The 15,857-nt window shown below is 70.7% G+C and carries 14 protein-coding genes; 6 read left to right on the forward strand and 8 right to left on the reverse strand.

All coding sequences use genetic code 11. The features are described from left to right. Window positions 1–221, forward strand: a 221-nt coding sequence (locus tag AB0E94_RS41355; RefSeq protein ID WP_360338049.1) for a hypothetical protein, incomplete at its 5' end; no start/stop codon positions are given. On the opposite strand, the gene AB0E94_RS41360 is transcribed toward AB0E94_RS41355, so the two are convergent. The 4 genes from AB0E94_RS41360 to AB0E94_RS41375 are packed head-to-tail and all read right to left on the reverse strand — an operon-like array spanning window position 211 to window position 5,907. Continuing rightward, window positions 211–2,763, reverse strand: a complete 2,553-nt coding sequence (locus AB0E94_RS41360) for a family 78 glycoside hydrolase catalytic domain (RefSeq protein ID WP_360338052.1) — start codon at window positions 2,761–2,763, stop codon at window positions 211–213. The genes AB0E94_RS41355 and AB0E94_RS41360 overlap by 11 nt on opposite strands. Next, window positions 2,760–4,496 carry a family 43 glycosylhydrolase gene (locus tag AB0E94_RS41365; RefSeq protein ID WP_360338055.1) on the reverse strand — a complete coding sequence of 579 codons (1,737 nt, stop codon included), beginning with the start codon at window positions 4,494–4,496 and terminating at the stop codon, window positions 2,760–2,762. The genes AB0E94_RS41360 and AB0E94_RS41365 overlap by 4 nt, the downstream gene beginning before the upstream one ends. Beyond that, the gene (locus tag AB0E94_RS41370) at window positions 4,493–5,083 is read right to left on the reverse strand and encodes a TetR/AcrR family transcriptional regulator (protein ID WP_360338058.1); all 591 of its coding nucleotides are present in this window, start codon (window positions 5,081–5,083) and stop codon (window positions 4,493–4,495) included. The genes AB0E94_RS41365 and AB0E94_RS41370 overlap by 4 nt, the downstream gene beginning before the upstream one ends. Continuing rightward, window positions 5,080–5,907, reverse strand: a complete 828-nt coding sequence (locus AB0E94_RS41375) for a sugar phosphate isomerase/epimerase (RefSeq protein ID WP_360338061.1) — start codon at window positions 5,905–5,907, stop codon at window positions 5,080–5,082. Before AB0E94_RS41375 ends, AB0E94_RS41370 begins: the two co-directional genes overlap by 4 nt. Window positions 5,908–6,034: 127 nt before the next feature. Between AB0E94_RS41375 and AB0E94_RS41380 the strand changes: the two genes are divergently transcribed. The 4 genes from AB0E94_RS41380 (at window position 6,035) to AB0E94_RS41395 (ending at window position 10,834) form a co-directional block, all read left to right on the forward strand. Beyond that, entirely contained in the window at window positions 6,035–7,315 is a 1,281-nt protein-coding gene (locus tag AB0E94_RS41380; protein ID WP_360338064.1) for a mannitol dehydrogenase family protein, read from the forward strand. Beyond that, window positions 7,312–8,499, forward strand: coding sequence for a family 1 glycosylhydrolase (locus tag AB0E94_RS41385; protein ID WP_360338067.1), 1,188 nt, complete (start codon window positions 7,312–7,314; stop codon window positions 8,497–8,499). The genes AB0E94_RS41380 and AB0E94_RS41385 overlap by 4 nt, the downstream gene beginning before the upstream one ends. Window position 8,500: 1 nt before the next feature. Continuing rightward, entirely contained in the window at window positions 8,501–10,228 is a 1,728-nt protein-coding gene (gene uidA / locus AB0E94_RS41390) for a beta-glucuronidase (RefSeq protein ID WP_360338070.1), read from the forward strand. Between the two features lie 69 nt (window positions 10,229–10,297). Then, window positions 10,298–10,834, forward strand: a complete 537-nt coding sequence (locus AB0E94_RS41395; RefSeq protein ID WP_360338073.1) for a gluconokinase — start codon at window positions 10,298–10,300, stop codon at window positions 10,832–10,834. On the opposite strand, the gene larC is transcribed toward AB0E94_RS41395, so the two are convergent. Genes larC through AB0E94_RS41410 form a run of 3 tightly spaced genes read right to left on the reverse strand, consistent with a single transcriptional unit; the run spans window position 10,801 to window position 13,521 of the window. Then, window positions 10,801–12,024 (reverse strand): nickel pincer cofactor biosynthesis protein LarC, encoded by a 1,224-nt coding sequence (gene larC / locus AB0E94_RS41400; protein WP_360338076.1) that lies wholly within the window; start codon window positions 12,022–12,024, stop codon window positions 10,801–10,803. The two genes, AB0E94_RS41395 and larC, sit on opposite strands and share 34 nt — an antisense overlap. Continuing rightward, window positions 12,021–12,689 carry a nickel pincer cofactor biosynthesis protein LarB gene (gene larB / locus AB0E94_RS41405; protein WP_360338079.1) on the reverse strand — a complete coding sequence of 223 codons (669 nt, stop codon included), beginning with the start codon at window positions 12,687–12,689 and terminating at the stop codon, window positions 12,021–12,023. The genes larC and larB overlap by 4 nt, the downstream gene beginning before the upstream one ends. Further along, complete coding sequence (locus AB0E94_RS41410; RefSeq protein WP_360338082.1) at window positions 12,682–13,521, reverse strand: ATP-dependent sacrificial sulfur transferase LarE; 840 nt, start codon at window positions 13,519–13,521, stop codon at window positions 12,682–12,684. Before AB0E94_RS41410 ends, larB begins: the two co-directional genes overlap by 8 nt. A 117-nt stretch (window positions 13,522–13,638) precedes the next feature. Here AB0E94_RS41410 and AB0E94_RS41415 point away from each other — a divergent pair, with 117 nt between their 5' ends. Next, window positions 13,639–14,727 carry a LacI family DNA-binding transcriptional regulator gene (locus AB0E94_RS41415; RefSeq protein WP_360338085.1) on the forward strand — a complete coding sequence of 363 codons (1,089 nt, stop codon included), beginning with the start codon at window positions 13,639–13,641 and terminating at the stop codon, window positions 14,725–14,727. Here AB0E94_RS41415 and AB0E94_RS41420 read toward each other — a convergent pair. Beyond that, window positions 14,628–15,857 carry a lactate racemase domain-containing protein gene (locus tag AB0E94_RS41420; protein WP_360338088.1) on the reverse strand — a complete coding sequence of 410 codons (1,230 nt, stop codon included), beginning with the start codon at window positions 15,855–15,857 and terminating at the stop codon, window positions 14,628–14,630. The two genes, AB0E94_RS41415 and AB0E94_RS41420, sit on opposite strands and share 100 nt — an antisense overlap.

The raw sequence follows: 15,857 nt of genomic DNA on the forward strand, positions 1-15,857 counted from the left end.
GCGTGCTGGTGCCCACCGCTACGGGCCCACCCCTCGCCGGGTACCACCGGCAACTGCAACGCGCGGTGGAACGCGGCGAGCTCAGCCCCGCCAGCGACGTGCCGGTCATCGCCTATGTGCTGTTCCAGGCCGTGGTCATGTGGGAGCCGGCGCACGGCAGCCCGCCGTCGGACCCGGATCTGTCCCGGATCCTGACGGCGGTGCTCACACCTACGGCTTGACCGGCCGATATTCGACGTGTCGCCCCTGACGGGCGTCCAGCCGCTCGCCGTCCGGGAAGACGATCTCCGCGGTGGCGCCCGCGGGCACCTCGACCTCGACGAGCAGGTCCCCGTCCGCCAGCCGCCAGCTCACCGTGATGAGACCCTGTGGGCTATCGAACGTGCCCCGTGCCCAGCCGATCCGCTCGTCCGGCACGGGCGCGACGACGAAACGTTCCCACGCGATGGAGCCGGGCGCCTGCCGCAGACCCAGGGTGTGGGTGTGCAGGAAACGGATCACCGCGCCTTTGCTGTAGTGGTTGAGCGAGGCGGTCGCGGTGCCGTCGGCGCTGACCCCGTCCCAGTCCTCCCAGATCGTGGTGGCGCCGCGGTCGAGCATGCCCAGCCACGACGGTGAGGTGCGCTGGAACAGCAGGTCGTAGGCGACGTCGGCGTGACCGGTGTCGGCGAGCACCGGCAGCAGGTCGGCGGTGGACAGGAACCCGGTGCCCAGATGCGTTCCGGCGGCACGGATCAGCGTGACCAGCTCGCCGGCGAACGTTGCCCTCAACTCGGGCGGCACCAGGCCGAAGGCGAGAGCCCGGACGTAGAAGGCCTGCCTGCGTTGGCCGCCGTCGAGGAACTCCGTCTGCCAGGCAGCGCGAACCTGCTCGGCGATGCCGGCGTACCGGATAGCCTCCTCGTCGCGGCCCAGCTCAGCCGCGACCTGGGCCAGGGTCCGGACCGAGCGGTATAGGTACGCCGTCCCGACCTCTCCCTTGTCGGCCATGAACCATGCCATCGGGTTGGCGGCGGGCCCCGGGTCGCCGGGTTCCAGCCACTCACCCCAGTGGAAGGATCCGTCCCAGAGGTACTGCTCGTGCGGCAGCGGCTCGGCGCTGCGCTCGACCCGGGACGGGTGCCGGGCGTCGCGGGCCTTGCCCAGCGCCCACTCGACCCACCGGACTATGGCGTCGACGTTCTCGGCCAGAACTTGGCGGTCACCGTAAGTCTCGTAGAGCACCCAGGGCACCGTGACGATGGCGTCGCCCCAGCCGGCGGAGCCGGTGATGTGGCCGGCCTCCGGGTTGTCGATCACCTTGAGGCGGGCGTGGTCGGGGGAGGTGTTGACGATGCGGCCGTCGGCGAGCTGGTCGTCGCGCACCGAACGCAGCCATTTGCGGCTGAAGCCGTCGACGTCGTACAGACGGGCTGCGGTGGGAGCGAAGACTTGATAGTCGCCGGTCCAGCCGAGTCGCTCGCGGGTGGGGCAGTCGGTGGGGACGTCGACGGCGTTGCTGCGGAAACTCCAGTCGGCGATCTCGTGCAGCCGGTTGATGTCGTCGTCGCCGCAGGTGAACGTGGCGGTGCGCGGCAGGTCGGTATGCACCACCTGCATGACCAGAGCATGCGGGTCCAGGGGTACGTCTCCCCGGCTGATCCGGGCGTACCGGAAGCCGTGCACGGTGTGCCGGGGCTCGAACACATCCCCGGGTGTTCCGGCGGAGACGACCTGGTCGCGTTGCACGAACGGGATCGGCGGCTGTCCCGGCTTTGCGCTGTCCAGGTGCGAGGTGGTGAGGTCGCCGGTGGCGTCGAGATGCTCGCCGTGGTCGATGACGGTACGGGTGCCGGCCGGGCCGAGGTCGGACAGCCGGATCCAGCCGGCGGCGTTCTGGCCGAAGTCGGCGATCCACGAGCCGTTCGCGTGGCGCTGGAGCGAGCGTGGGCGCAGCTGCTCGATCCGGCGCACCGGCGGGGCGGTTGAGACGTCGACGGGCGGGGCGGTGACCGCGTCGACGAGCACCGGCGCCGGTGCCGGCGCGGCGTAGGTGAAGTCGGTGGTCTGCCCGTTCATCAGGTCCGCGGCCGTGACGGCGCTGGGCTGGGAGGTCCAGTCACCGCCGGACCGTACGACCTGCGTACGGCCGTCGGTGTAGCGCAGGTGCAGCTCCACGCGGGCGGCGGTGCGCTCGCCCCACGCGCCGGGTTTGCGCCAGGTGCCGTTCATGCCGCGGTACCAGCCGTCGGACAGCAGCACCTCGACGGTGTTGTCGCCGGGATGCAGGGCGGCGGTGACGTCGTAGGCCTGGGCGTACAGGGTGTCGGCGTAGGAGGTGGCGCCGGGGGTGAGCTCGGCGTCGCCGGCGCGGTCGCTGTTGACGAAGGCCTCGTAGACGCCGAGCGCGGTGGCGTAGAGCCGGGCGCGCGCCACCTCACCGGTCACCTCGAAACGGCCGTGCAGCGTGTAGGCGGGTCGCTGCCCGAGCGGTGGCGTGGTGGTTTCGGCGGGGGAGATCCAGGATGCGGTCCAGTCCTCGTCGAGCAGACCCACCTCGAAGGTGTGCCAGGGCGAGTCGCCGACCTGCCATTGGACCGTCTGGCCGCTGGTCAGGTCGCGCCAAGGCCAGGCGACGAACAGGTGTTGCGACACGGTGGCGGCCGGCATCGCGACGCCGTCGACGCGGGCGTGCGCATGCCAAGTGCTGCCGCGACCGGGTTTCCAGGACAGCAGGGGCCGGGCCGAGGGCGCGTCGATGCTCAGGTCGTAGGGAGTGGTCACCGTGAAGTCTCCTCGATCGGTACGGGGGTGCCACGGGTGACGCCGTTGGTGTTGAACGTGTCGACGGCGACCCAGTAGGCGTGTCCCGCATTGAGTGAACGCAGGTCGAGTGCGGTGGCGCCGTCGACCTGCCAGCAGTGGTAGAGCTTGTCCGGGGCCAGCCCGTAGCGGACGTTGTAGCCGCGTGCCCCTGCGGCGGCCGGCCAGCTGATGTGTGCGGTGAGCGGGTCGGTGCGCCGGGCGGACGCCCGCGCCGCGGCCGGCAATGGGCCGGTGCCGAGCCCGAAGACCCGCAGCCCGGTGACGGCGAAGGCGGTGCCGAGCGGATGCCGGCCGCCGGTGACCCGAACGAACCGCAACGGCTGCGGCTCGGCCAGCACGACGAGGTCGTGTGAGCGGCCGTCGCTGGTGGCGTCGCGCAGCGGCGTCCACGTCGTGCCGTCGGCGGAGCCTTCCAGCAGAAACGGTGCGGCGACATCGCCGGTGTCGATGAATCGGTGTCCGAGCAGCCCTTTCTGGCCGGGGTCGGACGGTGCGGGCGGGTCGCCGGGGCCGTCTTCGATCGGGTTGACCTGGATGGCGTGGGTGAGGCTGTCGGCCGGTAGTGCGACGGTCAGCCATTCACCGGGCTCCGTGGTGGCCGCTTTCCACCAGGTGCGGATGTCCTCGGTGACGGCCAGGTGGGCGGGGTGCGCCGGGTCGGTGCTTGAGGCGGTCACCGCGCAGCCGGCCGACAGCAGCATCCAGCGGCCGGTCAGCGACCACGGGTCGGCTGGTGCGTCAGGCAGCGCCAGCGGGTAGTCGGCGAACTCTTGGTTGCAGAAGAACACCCCGTCGTCGTCGAAACCGGCCGGGAACAGGCCGAGGCGCCGTTCGAAGTCGTGGTGCACCGAGATCCGCATGGTCGCCGCGTGCCACCAGTTGCCGTGCTCATCTTGAAACGTCGATCCGTGCCCGGCGCCGGTGACGAAGCCGCCCGGTTTGCTGGAGAACGGGGAGTGCGGTTCGTACTCGAACGGGCCGAGTGGGGAATTGCCGATGTAGGTGCCGTCGGCGTAGCCGTTGAACTGTGTCGCTGGTGCTGCGTACTGCAGCTGGTAGCGGCCCGCGTGTTTGACCATCCAGGCGCCTTCGATGAACGGGCGGCGGCCGAACATCAGGCGCATGACGAATGGACGCTTGATCCGTTCGGGGTCGAAGTCCTCGGCGGGCCGTTCCCAGCCGTGCTGGTCCGGTCGGCCGCCGATGAGCGCGACCGGTTTGCCGATGCGGCGCAGGGTGGCCCGGTCGAGTTCGACCCCGCGGATCGGGGCGTTCGCCGAGCAGCCCTCGTACAGGTAGACGCGGCCGTCGTCGTCTTGGAACAGGTTCGGGTCCCAGAACGCGACCTCGCCGGGGATCACTTCCCAGTCTCCGGCTTTGGGGCCGGCGCTGCGGTAGAAGTCGCATGGCTTACCGCGCCGGGAGGCGCAGACGACGAGCCGGCCGTCGATCTCCCGTACGTCCGGGGCGTAGTCGTAGACCGGCAGGCCGGGCGTGGCAACGAACTCCCAGGTGTGCAGGTCGCCCGAGTGCCAGAAGCCACCGGACATGGACGCGAACAGGTAGTAGCGGTCCCGGTAGCGGACCACCGACGGGTCGGCCGCCTCCCGGAAGACCCGTCGGCGCCGGCCGTTGACGACCTGCTGCACGCGGTAGGACAGGTCGATCGGGTTACAGATCAGCAGGGTCACGGCAGACCCCGGCGTAGCTGGGTCAGGCAACTGGTCAGCAGGTCGGCCAGATCCGTGTCGGTGGTGCTCTGCGCCCAGTGGGCCACCGAGGTGCTGATCGCGGTGACAGCCGCGCCGGCGAGCAGGTTCGCGAAGGTGGCGGTGTGCACTTCCGTGCTGGTCCGTTCGTTGATGGCCCGGGCCAGGGAGAGCCGGCTGTGCTCCAGCACCACCAGGTTCTGCGCCAGCATGGCCGGGTTGTCGCCGATCACCCGCATGAGAGTGGCGAAGACGGTGCGGTCGCCGCACATCTGCGCGACTGCCGGCGGCAGTACCGCCAGCAGACAGTCCCAGATCGGCTCTTGTGCGGGGCGGGCCCGGATCTGGTCGGCCAGGGTCAGATGCTGCTGGGCGAGTTCGTCGAGGATCGCCTCCTCGCGGTTGCGGAAGTGGTACCGGAAGGTTCGCGGCGCCATGTCGGCGGCCGCGGACACCGATTCGGGTGTCACCGCGTCCAGGCCCTGTTCCAGCATCATCGACCACGCGGTGCGGCTCAGCGTCGCCCTGGTCGCCGCCTTCTTGCGTTCCCGAAGTCCCGGCTGGGTCACGGCATCGCCCTTTCTCGCAGGTACCGCACCGACTCCCCGATCGCGGTGAGCGGGTCGGCCGCGTGATCGAACTCGATCACGTGCAGGGGTACGTTGCCAGCCACGTCCAGAGCCGCGGCCACGCCCAGTTCACCGGCACCGACCGGCCGCTGCCCGAGCAGTACGGCGTCGTAGCTCGCCGCCGACACGAACGGGTCGGCGACAACCGAGCCGTCCTTCACGTGCACCGCGTGGACCCGGGACCCGAGCCGCTGCAGCAGTGCGGGAAGGTCCTGCCCGGCGAGCGCCGCCCAGTAAAGGTCGACCTCGAGCAGCACCGACTCGTCGAGCAGGGAGACGAAGTATTCGTATGCGCTGACATCGTCGAAGCGCTGGTGGAACTCGAAGGAATGGTTGTGGTGGCCCACGCGCAGTCCGAAGCCGGCCGCTGTCTCGGCGGCGGCATTGAGCCGGGCGGCGGTGGCCGCCACGTCTGCGGGCGTGCGCCAGCGTTGCGGTGACGTCATCGGGTCGAAGACGACATGGGCACCTACGGCCCGCGCCGCCTCTAAGGCGATCGCGGGTGGCGGCAGCGGCACGAGATGCCCCTGGTACTCGATCTGGTCGGACAGCAGCGGCGCGTGCGCGGTGGGTGCCGCGAGGCCGTGTCGGGCGAGGGCAGCTGCCAGTTCGTCGGGCCGGTCGAACACCGTATAGGGCTCGACAGCGTCGATGCCGAGAGCCGCCAGCCGGGCGAGTGTGCCGTCGAGGTCGGCGGCGAGCTGGTCGCGCACGCTGTAGAGCTGCACTGACAGCCGAGGGCTGCGGGCAGCGTGTTCTGTCATGCCCCCACCATCGCTCTTGGTTGCAAAATTTGCAACTTTGCCGTGGAGGCAAGCATTATCGGGTGATGGTCGACAACAAGCGGCAACCGATTGACCGGCTCGCCGGCCCACGGCTCAGATGAACGCCATGAGCCCCCTTCTCTCCCGCACCACGCCGGGTGATCGGCCGGAGCGGATCGTGCACCTCGGTCTCGGCGCGTTCCACCGCGCTCATCAGGCCTGGTACACCGACCGCGCCGCAGACGCCGCCGACTGGGGCATCGTCGCGTTCACCGGCCGTAGCGCCGGGCTCGCCGAGCGGTTGACCGCGCAGCAGGGCGTCTACACGCTCGTCGAACGAGCGCGGGAGGGCGACCGGTTCGCCACCGTCGCCAGCATCGTGCGGGCCGTTCCCGGCACCGACACCCGGGAACTCACCCGGATGCTGGGCCATCCGCGGACGGCGCTGTTCACCCTTACGGTCACCGAGGCGGCCTACCGGCTGGCGCCGGGCGGCGGCCCCGACCTGTCCGATCCCGCGGTGGTCGCCGACATCGAACTGCTGAGAGCGTCATTGCGGGTACGGGCGGAGCACGGCGCCACGGCTCCCGGCACGGTGCTCGGCCGTACCCTGATGGGTTTGGAAGCGCGCCGCCGGGCCGCCGCGCCGCCGCTCGCGATCGTGCCGTGCGACAACCTCGCCGCGAACGGCGAAGCCGTGCGGCTCGCCCTGGAGACGCTCGCCGAACAGGTCTCACCCGAACTGCGTGACTGGCTGCCCACCGGCGTCTCGGTGGTCTCCACGTCGGTCGACCGGATCACCCCGCGCGTCACCGCGGAGGAGACCGCCAGGGTGCAGGCGGCGACCGGGGCGCGAGACGAGGCGCCGGTGGTCACCGAGCCGTTCTCCGACTGGGCGCTCTGCGGCGACTTCCCGTCCGGCCGGCCGGCGTGGGAAAGCGCCGGAGCACGGTTCGTCGCCGAAATCGGCCCGTGGGAGACCCGCAAGTTGTGGCTGCTCAACGGCGCCCACACGCTGCTCGCCGCCGCCGGCCGCGGGCGGGGACACACCACCGTCGCGCAGGCCTTCACCGATCCGGCCTGCCGCGCCGAGGTCGAGGCGCTCTGGGACGAAGCCGCCCGTCACCTGCCTGATCTGGAGATCGACGACTACCGCAAGGCCCTCGCCGAGCGGTTCACCAACCCCCGCATCGAGCACCGCCTGGCACAGATCGCCGAGGACGCGCTCACCAAGCTGCGGCTGCGCATCGTCCCGGTCGCCCGGCTCGAACGCGCCGCCGGCCGACCCGCCACCGGGTGCGCGACAGCGATCGCCGCCTCCGGCTTCGACCTGACCGAGATCGACCCGCGGCTCGCCGCGGACGACGCCTTCCGCACCACCGTGCAACAGATGAGGACCCTGCGATGACCACCTTTCCCGACGGCTTCCTCTGGGGCGCGGCCACCGCGCCGCACCAGATCGAGGGCAACAACGTCAACAGCGACTTCTGGGCGGCCGAGGGCGCGATGCCCGGCATGGAACGCAGCGGCGACGCCTGCGACAGCTACCACCGCTACGCCGAGGACATGCGCCTACTCGCCGACGCCGGCCTGAACTCCTACCGGTTCGGCATCGAATGGGCGCGCATCGAACCCGAGCCCGGCCTGATCTCCCGGGCCGAACTCGCCCACTACCGGCGCATGATCGACATCGCCCTCGACCTCGGGCTGACGCCGGTCGTCACCCTGCACCACTTCACCAACCCGCGCTGGTTCGCCGCCGAGGGCGGCTGGATGGGGGAGCGGGCGATCGACCGGTTCCGCGCCTACGCCGAGACCGTCACCGGCATCCTCGACGGGGTGCCGTGGGTCTGCACCATGAACGAACCCAACATGCTCGCCATCATGACGATGATGGCCCGGCTCGCCGCCTCCGGCGAGTGGCAGAGCCCGACCGTCGACACCGGCGAGCGCCCGGTGCTGCCCAGCCCGGACCCTGCGATCGGCCACCGGCTGGTCGAGGCCCACCACGCCGTCCGCGACATCGTCCGGGAGCGGACCGGCGCCAAGGTCGGCTGGACCATCGCCAACCAGGCCCTGGTGGCCCGGCCCGGCGGTGAGGAGAAACTGCGCGAGGTCCGGTACGCCCGGGAGGACCTGTACTTGGACGGCGCCAAGGGCGACGACTTCGTCGGCGTGCAGTCCTACTCCAGCATGTGGGTGAACGAGAACGGCATCGAGCCGCACCCGGTGCACCCGGACAACACCCTGGTCGGCACCGCATGTCGGCCGGACGCGCTCGCCATGGCGGTCCGCCACACCTGGGAGCGCACCGAAGGCGTGCCGATCGTGGTCACCGAGAACGGCATGGCCACCAATGACGACGAGCGCCGCATCGCGTACACGAAGGCAGCTCTGGAAGGCCTCGCCGAGACCGTCGCCGATGGTGTGGACGTGCGCGGCTACCTGCACTGGAGCCTGCTCGACAACTACGAATGGGGCCACTGGGCGCCCACCTTCGGGCTGATCGCCGTCGACCGCGAGACGTTCGTGCGCACCCCCAAACCGAGCCTGGCCTGGCTCGGATCCGTCGCCCGCCGGAACGGACTCTGACATGCTCAAGCCCCGCCCCACCCCCACCCGCGAGCAGATCAGCCTCGACGGGCTCTGGCACTTCTCGGTCGGCGACGCGTTCGACCCGGACACCACGCTCGAAGCGGCCGTCCCGGCCAGCTACAACGACCTGTTCACCGACCCGGCGATCCGCGACCATGTCGGCTGGGCCTGGTACCGGCGCACCGTCCGGGTGCCGCGCGGCTGGACCGGAGAGCGGATCCTGGTACGCGTGGAGGCCGCCACCCACCACGGCCGCGTCTACGTCGGCGACACCTTGGTGGCCGAGCACGTCGGCGGGTACACCCCGTTCGATGCCGACATCACCGATCTGGTCACCGCCGGCGCCGAGTTCCGGCTGACCATCGGCGTCAACAACGAGCTCACCGAAGCCACCATTCCGCCGGGCACCATCACCGTCGACCAGGCCGGCCGCAAACGGCAGCAGTACCAGCACGACTTCTACAACTACGCCGGTCTGCACCGCTCGGTCTGGCTGCACAGCGTCCCGGAGGTGCACGTTACCGACGTGACTGTCGTGACCGACCTCGACGGCATGGTGCACTACGAGGTCGAGCCGGCATCAGCGCGGGTGCGGATCCTAGATGCGTCGGGGGCGCAGGTCGCGGTCGGAGCCGATGGGGTCGCGAAGATCGAGAACCCGACGCTGTGGCAGCCCGGCGCCGGTTACCTTTACACGCTCGAAGCCTCGATCGACGGCCACGACATCTACGAACAACCCTTCGGGGTACGCACGGTCGAGGTCCGCGGCACCGACTTCCTCATCAACGGCGAGCCGTTCTACTTCACCGGATTCGGCAAGCACGAGGACACACCCGTGCGCGGCAAGGGCCACGACGACGCGTATCTCGTGCACGACTTCCAGCTGCTCGACTGGATCGGCGCCAACTCGTTCCGGACGTCGCACTACCCGTACGCCGAAGAGGTCATGGATTTCGCCGACCGGCACGGCATCGTCGTCATCGACGAGACCGCCGCCGTCGGCCTCAACCTGGCCGTCGTCTCGGGGCTGACCGGCGCCCCGCCCAGGCAGACGTTCTCGCCGGAGACGTTCGGTGACGACACCCGCGATGCGCACGCCCAAGCCATCCGCGAGCTGATCGCGCGGGACAAGAACCACCCGAGTGTCGTCATGTGGTCGCTGACCAACGAGCCCGCCTCCAACGAGGACGGGGCCCGCGAGTATTTCGAGCCGCTGGTGAAGCTGGCACGCACGCTCGATCCGACCCGGCCGCTGACCTATTCGGCGGTCATGTTCGCTGCCGCAGCCAACGATCAGATCGCCGACCTGTTCGACGTGCTGTCGATCAACCGCTACTACGGCTGGTACATCGCCACCGGTGACCTGGCCACCGCCGAGCAGTACCTCGAGCAGGATCTGCGGGGCTGGCTGGCCCGGTTCGGTAAACCGATCATGATGAGTGAGTACGGCGCCGACACCCAGGCAGGCCTGCACTCGATCTGGGACACCCCGTGGACCGAGGAATACCAGTCGGCGTTCCTGGCCATGCACCACCGCGTCTTCGACCGCATCGACGGGTTCGTCGGCGAACACGTCTGGAACTTCGCCGATTTCCAGACCTCACACGGCATCCACCGCGTCGACGGCAACAAGAAGGGTGTGTTCACCCGCGACCGCCGCCCCAAGGCCGCCGCCCAGGAGCTGCGCCGCCGCTGGCGCGAACTGGGCCACCGCAAACCGGCCTGATCGATCCACCGGCGGCGCGGGACCCCCTCGCCCGTGCCGCCGGCCGGCCACCTGATCAAGGAGCTCTTCATGTCGCAGGCCATCGTGGTGATGGGAGTGTCCGGGAGCGGCAAGTCCACCATCGGAACTCTGCTCGCCGCAGCCGTCCCCGGTGCTGTCTTCATCGACGCCGACGACCTGCACCCGGCGGCCAACAAGACCATGATGGCGGCCGGTATCCCTCTCACCGACCAGGACCGGGAGCCGTGGCTGCACACGTGCGCCGTCACGGTCGCCGCCGAACGCGCGGCCGGCCGTCCGGTCGTGCTGGCCTGCTCGGCGCTGCGCCGCCGCTACCGCGACCTGCTCACCGCGGGCGCCGGCCCGCTGCACTTCGTCCACCTGCGCGCCGGCACCGAGTTGCTCACCGACCGGCTGACCGCCCGGCAGGGGCACTTCATGCCGGCCGGGCTGCTGAACTCGCAGCTGGAGACATTGGAAGAGCTCGAACCCGATGAGACGGGCATCGTCGTCGACGTCCACGCCGCGCCCGCAGAAGTGGTCCAGCGGCTGCTCGCACGATGGGACCGCCGTCAGCCAAGCGCCAGCTTGCCGCCGGGGGCATAACCCGCGGCAGCCGCGGCTGACAGGGCTTCCTGCAACACCACACGCTCGGGCAGCCCCAAGCCACGGGCGAGCTCGGCGACGTCGTCGAACTCGGGCATGGCCTGGACGATCACACCGTGGCGGTGGCCTACCTTGACCGGGATCGACCTGTCGCGGACCTGCACCGTCACGAAGAGCCGGTCCAGCACGGTCTTGCGCCTCGGTGATGCGCGGATGCCGAGCGTGCTGGTGTGCTCGAACATGTGGTCCCGCAGGCGATCCGCCCGGTCCGGCGCGCAGAGCACGTTGAGCGTGTGCGCGGGGCGGCCCTTCTTCATCACGATCGGCGCCAGCCACGCGTCCGCGGCGCCGCGCTCCATCAGGCCGGTGAGCACACCCGGCCACAGCCGCGGATCGAGGTCATCGACGTTGCATTCCAGCAGCACGGCCTGCTCAGTCCCGGCATCGGCCGCCATTCCCACGCCGGTCAGGGGCGCAACGCTGATCAGGACGCGTACGACGTTGGCCCGGTCCGGGCGGTCCCGTCCGCCGGCGCCCACGCCGACGGTGTCGAGCGTCATCGGGGGAAGGTCCTCGCACACCGGGGCGAGGGCCCGGATCAGCGCCATGCCGGTCGGGGTGGCCAGTTCACCCGGGCCGCCGGCCGACACCTGCCAGCCGCGCGCGAGTTCCGCGACGGCCGGCACCGGCACCGGCAACCGGCCGTGGGCTCCCCGGACGTGGCCGGAGCCGACGGCGACCGGACCGCAGGAGACCGAGGTGACATCGAGGTCGTGCAGCGCCGCGCACACGCCGACCACATCGGCGATGGCGTCGAGCGCACCCACCTCATGAAAGTGCACATCGCCGGCGGTGACGCCGTGCACTCGCGCTTCGGCCTCGGCCAGGCGGGCGAAGACGGCTGTGGCCCGCTCACGTACCGCGGTGGGAAGGTCGGCGCCGGCCAGCAGGGTCCGGATCGACGCCCATGTGCGGTGCGGCGGGCTCTCGGCGTGAGCGTCGACGTGAGCCTTGCAGGCGCGCAGACCCGCCCGGGTGACCTCAGTCGTGCTGACGCGCACCGATTCCGGCACCACCACGTCGATCGCTGACTGCACCGCGCCGATGTGGGCGCCCGCGTCGAGCAGCGCTGCGAGCAGCATGTCACCGGCAACCCCGGCGGACGCGTCGATCCAGGCGCGCCGGCTCACGATGCTGGGTCCGCGGCGATCTGGGCGGCCAGGTGACCGGCCCCGTAGCCGTTGTCGATGTTCACCACGGCGACCCCCGGCGCGCAGGCGTTCAGCATGGTCAGCAGCGGCGCCAGACCGCCGAACGCCGCGCCGTAGCCGACCGAGGTCGGCAGGCCCACGACAGGTGCCGCGACCAGGCCCGCGACGACGCTGGGCAGAGCCCCGTCCATCCCGGCGGCCACCACCACCGCCCGGGCCCGGCGCAGCAGGTCGACACGGGCCAGGATCCGGTGCAGCCCGGCGACTCCGACGTCGACCACCAGTTCGGTGGGGCGGCCCAGGTAACGGGCGGTCAGTTCGGCCTCCCGGGCGGCGCGCAGGTCGGAGGTGCCGGCGGCGACCACCACGACCAGGCCACCGGTGGCCGGTGGGACAGTAAGCGGCCAGGCCAGCAGGGCGGCGTCGGGTTCATGGCGGGCGTCCGGCAGCTCGGCCAGGACCGCGGCGGCATGGTCCTGGTCGGCCCGGGTGAACAGGGTGACCACGTCGGGGCGCTCGCGGACCGCGGCGGCGATGCCGGCGACCTGTGCCGGGGTCTTGCCCGCGCAGTAGACGGCTTCCGGGTAGCCGCGCCGGGCGGTCCGGTCCCAATCGAGATCGGCGTAGCCGAGGCTGTCAGACACCGGCGATCTGCACCAGCGGCAGGGTGAACGCGCCGGACTGGATGCCGGCGACGTCCAGCGCGGCGAACCGGAACCCCGCATCGAGGACGGCGGCGTGTACGGCATCACGCATCGGGCCGCTGACCGCTGTGGGTAGGTCGTCCGGTGGTAGTTCGATGCGGGCGACGTCGCCGTGGTGACGCACGCGCAGGTCGGTGAAGCCGAGCCGCCGCAGGCCGGCTTCGGCCCGCTCGATCTGCGCGAGCTTCGCCGGAGTCACGTCGCTGAAGTGCGGTATCCGCGACGCCAGGCACGGCGCGGCGGGCTTGGCGGCGCTGGAAAGACCACAGGCGGCGGCGAGGCGGCGCACGTCCGTCTTGGCGAGGCCGAGCTCGGCCAATGGCCGCAGCACCCGGTGTGCGGCCGCCGCTCGGGCGCCGGGCCGGTCGGAACGGCGCGCGTCGTCGGCGTTCTCCCCGTACGCGACCGCGTCCACCCGGTACTCGGCGAGAACGTCGTCGCTGATGCGCGTGAACAGCTCGTCCTTGCAGTGGAAACATCGGTCCGGGCCGTTGCGCTGGTAAGCCGCCCGGTCACCTTCGTAGGTCACCACTTCGACAACCGGAACCCCGATATGCCGGGCGGTGTCGTGCGCGACGGCCCGTTCGTGTCCCGGCAGACTCGGCGAAACCCCGAGCACAGCGATCACCCGATCCCGGCCCAGCGCCCGTGCCGCGAGCGCCAGCAACAGCGATGAGTCGACACCACCGGAAAAGGCCACCGCCAGCCGGTCGACTCCGGTCAGCAGCTCGCCGAGCCGGCCGATCATGACCTCGACCTCCGTGCCGCCCATTCTTGATCCTCCTCCGTCGCCGGTTCCCAGCTCACCGCACTCACCGCAGGCTGGCAAGCGGTTGCCAAATGTTGCGCTGCGAGATAGCGTCGCGCTCCCGGGAAACAAGGGGGAAACATGGCGGATGCGGGGGCGAAGTCTCCGACCATCTACGACGTGGCCCGTGCCGCCGGTGTCGCCTCCTCCACGGTGTCGCGGGCGTTCGCCCGGCCCGGCCGGGTCAACGCCGAAACCGCCGAACGTATCCGGGTGGTCGCCGCGGAACTCGGCTACCGTACGAACCCGCTCGCCCGCGCCCTGCCCACGGGCCGCACGTCGATGATCAGCCTGGTCATCTCGGACGTGACGAATCCGTTCTACAACGAGATCATCCGCGGCGCGCAGGCGGCGGCGACCGAGGCCGGCTACACGACGCTGCTCACCGACGCGCAGGAGTCCGGCGCCAAGGAACGCGAAGCCTTGGAACGGGCCGTCTCCCTGGTCGACGGGATCGTGCTGGCCACCTCACGGATGTCGGACTCGGCGATCCGGATGATCGCCAAGCAGCGGCCGGTGATCGTACTCAACCGGGCTGTCGCCGACGTGCCGAGCGTGGTCACCGACAACCCGCGCGGTATGCGCAGGGCCGTGGAACATCTCGGCGAACTCGGTCATGAGCGGATCACCTACGTGGCCGGGCCGGAAGCCTCCTGGGCCGACGGCACCCGCTGGCGGGCTCTGCGCGAAGCCGTCCACGACCTGGACCTGCACGCCCACCGGATCGGCCCGTACGAACCGACCGTGGCCGGCGGGGCGGCGGCGATGGCCGACCTGGCCCGGCACCCCACTTCCGCGGTGATCGCCTATAACGACCTGATGGCGATCGGTCTGATCCGCGCGCTGACCGCGGCCGGGGCGCGGGTGCCCGAGGATGTCAGCGTCGTCGGTTTCGACAACATCTTCGCCGCCGAGCTCGTCACCCCGGCTCTGACCACGGTCGCCGCGCCATTACACGCGATGGGGCAGACCGCGGTGCGTAACCTGCTGGCCCTCACCCGCGGTGCGCGACCGACCTCGCATGGGCCGGTCAGCCTGCCCGCTCAGTTGGTGGTGCGGGCGTCGACCGCTCACCGCAGGCGGAACAACACCTCCCCGGCCTGGGGCACCACGAAGGTTTCCGGGGCGCCGGCCAGAGCCTCCACGTCGACCGCCGCTGGATCGAGGTAGTCGAGGTTCGCCGCCCGGACCACCGGCTCGGGGATGCCGGTGGCGAGGGTGACGGTGACGCGGGGACGTTCACCGTGGTCCGGATCCCAGGTGCCGGCGCCGCGAAGGTGGGTGGAGTGCGCGAGGACTCCCCAGTGGTGGCCGGCGAATCGGTCCCACTGCTTCACGAAGTAGTCGCGGCAGTGGTAGCCGAGTTGTTCGATCTCCGGGTGCATCTGCGAGATCCGGGTGATGTGCGGTGCATAGATGATCACCTGGCCGCCGTCGGCGACGATCGGCTCGACCTTGTAGAAGCCTTTCGCGCCCGTCCACATGTCGTCGTACTTCTCCGGGATGATCGACAGCACCCGCCGCACCGGCGTGTCCAGGTAGCGGACGTGAGTCTGCGCCGAAACGTCCGCGCATGCCGCCCACGCCTGCTCGGTCGGCCCGAACGCCGCCGCGTGCAGTGCACCCGTGCCGGACTGCACGACCAGGCACAACGCCAGCCGGCGGGCCGGGATCAGAGCGGCGGCCTCGTCTATCAGCGCCCGGACCGGGGTGAGCCCGCGGGTGCCGATGATCGCGGCGCTGCTGATCAGCGCGCCCAGCCAATGCGAGAAGCCGATGATCTCCTGCCCGGCGACCCCTGGAAAGAAATACTTGTTGCCGCCGGAGAAGCCGACCACCTCGTGCGGGAACACCGGCCCGATCACCAGGCACACGTCGTGCTCCACCACGGCCCGGTTCAGGGTGACGTCGACCGGCTGCCGCATCCGGCCCTCTGACAGCTGCGCCACCCGCTCGGCGGTGATGCCGCCGAGTGAGACCAGCGTCTCGGGCAGCCACCACTCGTGGTTACGCACCTCAAAGCCCGGATAGGGGCCACCGAGGTGCCGGTCCAACTGCTCCGGTGTCATCGGTGCATGCGTGCCGAGCGCGATCAGGACCGTGACCGCGGCGGCTCGCCCGTCCAGGGCCTCGTGCACGGCGCCCAGCAACAGCGGGAGCGGGCAGCTCCGGGTGGCATCCGGCACGATCACGCACACCCGCTGGCCGGCGAGGTCCTCGTCCGCGAGCCTGGCCAGCACGAACGCGCGTACCTGAGCGTCAGTGAGGACCTGCCCGGCGGCGCCGATGATGTTCTCCAT

It is taken from the genome of Actinoplanes sp. NPDC026670, assembly GCF_040638175.1.
Lineage (GTDB): Bacteria > Actinomycetota > Actinomycetes > Mycobacteriales > Micromonosporaceae > Actinoplanes.

What these genes read in the sequence shown, in the direction of transcription:
- AB0E94_RS41395 (WP_360338073.1), top strand. Translation starts at nt 10,298, where the DNA reads ATGTCGCAGGCCATCGTGGTGATGGGAGTGTCCGGGAGCGGCAAGTCC.
- uidA (WP_360338070.1), top strand. Translation starts at nt 8,501, where the DNA reads ATGCTCAAGCCCCGCCCCACCCCCACCCGCGAGCAGATCAGCCTCGAC.
- AB0E94_RS41410 (WP_360338082.1), bottom strand. Translation starts at nt 13,521, where the DNA reads ATGGGCGGCACGGAGGTCGAGGTCATGATCGGCCGGCTCGGCGAGCTG.
- AB0E94_RS41385 (WP_360338067.1), top strand. Translation starts at nt 7,312, where the DNA reads ATGACCACCTTTCCCGACGGCTTCCTCTGGGGCGCGGCCACCGCGCCG.
- AB0E94_RS41375 (WP_360338061.1), bottom strand. Translation starts at nt 5,907, where the DNA reads ATGACAGAACACGCTGCCCGCAGCCCTCGGCTGTCAGTGCAGCTCTAC.
- AB0E94_RS41380 (WP_360338064.1), top strand. Translation starts at nt 6,035, where the DNA reads ATGAGCCCCCTTCTCTCCCGCACCACGCCGGGTGATCGGCCGGAGCGG.
- AB0E94_RS41420 (WP_360338088.1), bottom strand. Translation starts at nt 15,857, where the DNA reads ATGGAGAACATCATCGGCGCCGCCGGGCAGGTCCTCACTGACGCTCAG.
- AB0E94_RS41415 (WP_360338085.1), top strand. Translation starts at nt 13,639, where the DNA reads ATGGCGGATGCGGGGGCGAAGTCTCCGACCATCTACGACGTGGCCCGT.